The sequence below is a fragment of the Nocardia wallacei genome (assembly GCF_029868745.1).
Taxonomy (GTDB): domain Bacteria; phylum Actinomycetota; class Actinomycetes; order Mycobacteriales; family Mycobacteriaceae; genus Nocardia; species Nocardia wallacei_B.
In genome coordinates, this window is record NZ_JARWOP010000140.1 from 1 (window position 1) to 5,322 (window position 5,322).

Sequence of the window (5,322 nt, forward strand, 5' to 3'; positions counted from 1 at the left end):
GCGACGGCCCCCATCGCGAAGGCGCTGTGGACAAGGGGGTTTCGCCCCGTTACGCGGAAACGGCAGGTGTTCCTAGCGTGAAAAGCAATTCGACTGCCGGGGGGGGGGGCGGGGCCCGGGGGGGGGGGGGGAGGCGCGCCCGGACCCCCCCGCGCGCCGCGGCCCCCCGCGCCCGGGGGGGGGGGGGGGGGGGGGGGGGGGGGGCCCCCCCCCGGCGCGTTCACCGCGGTCCGCGCGGCCTGCCCGGACACCACCCTCGTGCACGTCTACGGACCCACGGAGACAACGACGTTCGCGACCGGCCACCCGTATCGCGAGGGCGACAACCCGGTCCCGATCGGCACGCCGCTGGACAATGTGCGGCTGCGGGTCCTCGACGCACGGCTGCGGCCGGTGCCGATCGGCGTGGTGGGTGAGCTGTACATCGCGGGAGAACACCTGGCGCGCGGCTACTTCCGGCACCCGGCGCGCACCGCGGAACGCTTCACCGCCGACCCGTACGGCGAGCCGGGGGAGCGCATGTACCGATCGGGCGATCTGGTGCGCTGGAACCGTTCCGGCGCACTGGAATACGTCGGGCGCGCCGACCAGCAGGTCAAGGTGCGCGGCTTCCGGATCGAGCCGGGCGAGGTGGAGGCCGCGCTCACCGCGCACCCGAGCGTCGCGCACGCCGCGGTCCTGGCCCGCGAAACCGACGGCGGGGCAAAGCAACTCGTCGGTTACGTCGTCGTCGACCCCGAGGTGTCGATGCGGCGCGACCACGCCCGCGAGGACGAACTGGTCGGCCAGTGGCGGCAGATCTACGACGACCTGACCTCCGGCGAACAGCTCTACACCCGCGAACAGGTCACCGCCGAACTCGGCGCCGACTTCTCCGGCTGGAACTCCAGCTACACCGGCGAGCCGATCGACCTCGACGACATGCGCGCGTGGCAGGCCGCCACCGTGGCGCGGCTGCGCGCCCTGCGCCCGGGACGGGTGCTCGAGATAGGCGCCGGGTCCGGTCTGCTGCTCTCGCAGCTGGCGCCGGAGTGCGAAGAGTATTGGGCCACCGACTTCTCCGCGACCTCCATCGACGTGCTCGCCGCGCGGCTGCGCGCCGACGGCCGGGACTGGGTGCGCCGGGTGCAGTTGCGCGTACAACCTGCCGACGTGGTGGACGGGCTGCCGGAGGGCACCTTCGACACGATCGTGCTGAATTCGGTGGTGCAGTACTTCCCGAACGCCGGCTACCTGCTCGACGTCATCGAGAAGGCCGTCGGGCTGCTGGCGCCGGGCGGGGCGCTGTTCATCGGCGACGTGCGCAACCACACGCTGCTCGACGCCTTCGCCACCGGTGTGGAACTGGCGAAGGTTCCCGGCACGTCGAGCGTCGCCGTCGTGCGCGACCGGATTCGCCGCGAGATCGCCGCCGACCAGGAACTGCTGCTGGCGCCGGAATTCTTCGCCGGTGTCGCGGCCCGCGTCGGGGCCATCGGCGGCGTCGACATCCAGCTCAAGCGGGGCCGGTTCGACAACGAACTGAGCCGGTATCGATACGAGGTCGTCCTGTACAAGGCGCCCGCCGCGCCGCGCTCGCTGGCCGACGTGCCGACCGTGCCGTGGAGTGACCTGCTCACCGTGCGGGAATCGCTGCTCACGCCCGGCCGCGACGGGCTGCGCGTGGCCGATGTGCCGCACGCGGGCATGGCCGCGGATATCGCCGCGGCGCAAGCGCTCCGGGCGGCCGACGACCGGAAGCCCCTGGACGCGGTGCTGGACGCGCTGCCCCGCGCGGGCGGCGTCTGGCCGGAGGATCTGCACCTGCTCGGCGAGCGGCTGGGCTACCGCGCCGCGGTGACGCTGTCGCCGACGCCCGGCCTGATGGATGTCGTGTTCACCGCCGCGGAGCCGGGCGCGCTCACCGGCGTGTACCGGACCGCCGGACCGGTGGGCGCGCTGTCCGGCTACGCCAACGACCCCGGTGCCAGCGGGCGGGCCGCGGAGGTGCGTTCCTTTGCGGCACAGCGTCTTCCGGAGTACATGGTCCCGGCCGCGATCGTGGTCCTGGATCGGCTGCCGCTCACCGCGAACGGCAAACTGGACCGCCGGGCGCTACCGGCCCCGGAGTTCGTCGGCGGCACCTACCGCGCACCGCGCACGAAGACCGAGCAGGCGCTCGCCGACCTGTACGCCGAGGTCCTGGGCACCGGATCGGTCGGGATCGACGACAACTTCTTCGACCTGGGCGGACACTCGCTGCTGGCGACGCGGCTGGTGAGCAGGATCCGCGCCGACCTGGGCGCGGAGGTGCCGATTCGCACCCTCTTCGAGTCGCCGACCATCGCCGAACTCGCGCCGAGGCTGTCGGAGGAGGTCTCCGACGGGGACCCGTTCGCGCCGATGCTGCTGCTGCGCAACGGTTCCGGGGCCCCGCTGTGGTGCGTCCATCCCGGCGGCGGACTCGGCTGGCCGTATCAGGCGCTGGCGGCGCACGTCGGCGACCGCCCGGTGTACGCGCTGCAGGCGCGCGGTCTCGACGGCGTGACGCCGGTGGCGGAGTCCATGAGCGAACTCGTCACCGATTACGCCGACCGGATCGTGCGGGCGCAGCCGGACGGCCCCTATCAGTTGGCGGGGTGGTCGTTCGGCGGTACCGCGGCCCACGCGATCGCCGCCGAACTGCGCGGGCGCGGACACGAAGTCGCACTGCTCGCCCTCATCGACAGCCTCCCCGCCACCGCGGACGGCACCGGCGGCCCGGCCGAGCCCGCGGAGGAGGAGTTGAGTGCCGCGATGCGCGCCTGGGCGAGCGCTCGCTACGGCGACATGGTGGATTCGGACGAGTATCGGCGGATCGCCACGGCGGTCCTCACGGTCATGCGCAACAACCGGAAGATGTTGCGGGAGTATCGCTCACCGGACTTCCACGGTGATGTGCTCGTGTTCCGCGCCGGGCTCACCCCCGACGGGGCGCCGGTCACCGAGTCGCTGGCAGAACGCTGGTCCGAGGTCGTGCACGGCGAGATCACCGAGCACGTCGTGGACAGCGCCCACGACGATCTCGACCTGCCCGCCCCGAGCGCGGCCGTCGGCGCGGTCCTGGCGGAGCGCCTGGCGGCCCGAGAGGACGGGTGAGCTCGGGCCGTCCCTCGTCAGTCCCCGATTACGTTGGAGCCAAGGGCTTTTCGACCTGCGTCGTAGCTGCGGAGGGCCGCGCCCACGGCTGCGGCGACGGTGACCTCGAAGATCTGGTCCTCGGTGAAGCCCGCGGCCGTGAGCCGGGCGATGTCGGCGTCGGTGAGGCGGTAGGAGGCGTCGCGGACGGTGGCCGCGTAGGACTGCCACGGCTCGGGCAGCGGGGTACCGGCCGCGGCGGCGGCGCGCAGGGCGGGGTCGGTCCGCGCCGGTGCGTCGAGCACGGTGTGACGCAGGTCGGCGACGGCGTCCCCGTGGTCGGTGACTGTGCCGTCGGCGAGCAGGAAGGACGGGAAGCGGTAGCCGAACCGGTGCAGCGCACGAGTTCCGCTGTGCAACTGGCCCTCTCGGAGGACGAAGCCGAACGCGTTGGCGAGGCGGTTGACGATATTCCACACGAGGTCGACCCGCAGCGCTTCCTGTATCGCGTGCTCGGGCAGATCGGGGAGCGCGGCGGCGATGTCCGGTGTCGCGCTGGTCCGGTCGAGGAATTCCTGGGCGGCACGCACCTGCGGCCGGGCCGATGCGGGATCGTCCGGGTCGATCTCCCCGTGAGCGGCGATGCGGGTCAGTTCGGTGTGGGAGTCGATGCAGAACGGGCAGTGGTGCAGCCGCGCGGTGCTCGCCGCGAGGTATTCGCGTTCCGCGGCGGTCCAGTAGGAGGGTCCGCGCATGGCGTCGGCGGCGAGGTCGAGCAGCGGCCGGGTGAGAAAGCCGGGCCGGTACAGCAGCATCTTCACCATGTCGGGGCTGTCCACCCGCGAGACCGCGGAGGTGAACCCCATGAAGAGCTTGGCGCGGCGGCGGTGGCCGTGGTCGAGGAGGGACAGTCTCATCGGGACTCCGTGCTGTCGAGTTCGTGGATCCGGCCGGACAGGAAGCGCCGGTCGGCGGGGGTGGTGGCGAGTTCGAGCGCACGCCGGTACGCCGCGACCGCGTCGGCGGTGCGGCCGAGGCGTCGCAGCAGGTCGGCGCGGGTGGCGTGAAACAGGTGGTAGCGATCGAGTCCGTCGATCGCGTCGACCAGTGTCAGTCCCTCCGCCGGGGTGGTGGCCATCGCCACGGCGACGGCGTGGTTGAGCGCCACCACCGGCGAGGGAGACGCCGCGAGCAGCTGCTCGTAGAGCGCGGCGATGCCCGGCCAGTCGGTCTCGTCGGCGGAGACCGCCTGGGCGTGCAGGGCGGCGATCGCCGCCTGCAACTGGTACGGGCCCGGTCTGCCCAGCCGCAGCGCCCGGTCCAGCAGCCCGACGGCCTGGGCGATCTCGGCGCGATCGCAGCGGGACCGGTCCTGGTCGGCCAGCAGCACCATGTCACCGGACGAGTCGTAGCGGGCGGCGCGGCGCGAATCATGCAGCAGCAGTAGCGCGGTCAGGCCGAGTGCTTCCGGTTCGTCTGGCATGAGGGCGGCGACGAGTTCGGCGAGTCGGATGGCCTCCTTCGGCAGCGTCCGGTGTTCGGGGCGGTCGGGGTCGGCGGTGTAGCCCTGGGTGAAGATCAGGTAGATCACCGCGAGCACCCCCCAGAGCCGCTCGGGGAGCGCGGCGTCCGCGGGAACCGTGAGACCGATACCGGCATCGCGGATCTTCCGTTTCGCCCGCACCAAACGTTGCGCCAGAGCCGATTCGCCGATGAGGAACATCCGGGCGATCTGCTGCGCGGTCAGCCCGGCCACGGCCTGCAGGGTGAGCGCGACCCGCGCCTCCTCGGCGAGGGCGGGATGACAGCAGGTGAAGATCAGGCTCAGCCGCTCGTCTCCCACCCGGAGCAGGCCGTCCTCGCCGACGTTCGTCATGGTCACCGCCTCGGGCGCGCCGAGCCGCGCCAGTTTCTCCCCGCCGACCCGCGCCCGCCGCAGCGGGTCGGTCGCGCTGTTGCGGGCCGTGGTCAGCAGCCACGCCACGGGGTCGTCCGGACCCGACGCGTCCCAGCTGCGCAGCGCGTGCGCGCACGCGTCCTGCAGCGCGGGCCGCGCCGCGATGGTGAGAGCCAGCCCCCCGCACACCACCGCCCCCAGCGGCCCTTGGTGGCCCCCGGTCTTCCCCGGCGCTCGGGCTTAAATCTACGCGCGCCTGGCCGCGCTGCAGGACGCGTGCGCGCACGCGCTGCGCAGCTGGGACGCGTCGGGTCCGGACGACCGCGTGG

General features: G+C 72.9%; 3 protein-coding genes. 1 reads left to right on the plus strand and 2 read right to left on the minus strand.

Features of this window, described 5'->3' with window-relative positions; genetic code table 11:
- Positions 1-93: 93 nt before the first annotated feature.
- Positions 94-3,117 carry a thioesterase domain-containing protein gene (locus tag QH470_RS11700; RefSeq protein ID WP_280272343.1) on the plus strand — a complete coding sequence of 1,008 codons (3,024 nt, stop codon included), beginning with the start codon at positions 94-96 and terminating at the stop codon, positions 3,115-3,117.
- Positions 3,118-3,134: 17 nt separating this feature from the next.
- On the opposite strand, the gene QH470_RS11705 is transcribed toward QH470_RS11700, so the two are convergent.
- Both QH470_RS11705 and QH470_RS11710 read right to left on the minus strand, forming a co-directional pair.
- The gene (locus QH470_RS11705; protein ID WP_280272341.1) at positions 3,135-4,013 is read right to left on the minus strand and encodes a carboxymuconolactone decarboxylase family protein; all 879 of its coding nucleotides are present in this window, start codon (positions 4,011-4,013) and stop codon (positions 3,135-3,137) included.
- A complete protein-coding gene (locus tag QH470_RS11710) occupies positions 4,010-5,185 on the minus strand; it encodes an RNA polymerase sigma factor (protein WP_280272342.1) in 1,176 nt (391 codons plus the stop codon). Before QH470_RS11710 ends, QH470_RS11705 begins: the two co-directional genes overlap by 4 nt.
- Positions 5,186-5,322: the final 137 nt, after the last annotated feature.

Bases quoted from the DNA above. Each gene is read 5' to 3' on its own strand.
- QH470_RS11705 (WP_280272341.1), bottom strand. From the start codon at position 4,013: ATGAGACTGTCCCTCCTCGACCACGGCCACCGCCGCCGCGCCAAGCTC.